Source organism: Bacillus sp. SIMBA_154 (genome assembly GCF_046536015.1).
In the GTDB taxonomy this organism is placed as follows: Bacteria; Bacillota; Bacilli; order Bacillales; family Bacillaceae; genus Bacillus; species Bacillus pumilus_P.
This window is the reverse complement of the sequence record NZ_JAWJBV010000507.1, coordinates 1-248: the sequence shown is the minus strand read 5'-3', so window position 1 is coordinate 248 and position 248 is coordinate 1. Positions and strand designations below refer to the sequence as shown.

1 protein-coding gene is annotated in these 248 nt (G+C 44.0%); it reads right to left on the bottom strand.

From position 1 onward, the window contains the following. Nucleotides 1–248, bottom strand: a 248-nt coding sequence (locus tag R0K30_RS22930) for a flagellar hook-basal body complex protein (RefSeq protein ID WP_410613262.1), incomplete at both ends; no start/stop codon positions are given.

The following is a 248-nucleotide window of genomic DNA, read 5'->3' as shown; positions in this document are numbered from 1 at the left end:
CTGCAATTGGCTCCCCTGACGTTAAGCTTTTCTTCCACGCGGTATCTCCAACCTGTTGTAGACCTTGAGAGTTTGAAAAGCGAACCAGAGCTACTTGGCCTAAGAAGGTTGAGTCACCATTACTATATGACGCTACAACTTTACCATCGGCACCAATTTCAATACCAGCTAAACGCCCAACTGTTGCACCATCTTGCTCAAGCGCTTTTACTTCAAAGTTACTCGCAAATTGTGTTGGCAATTTTTTA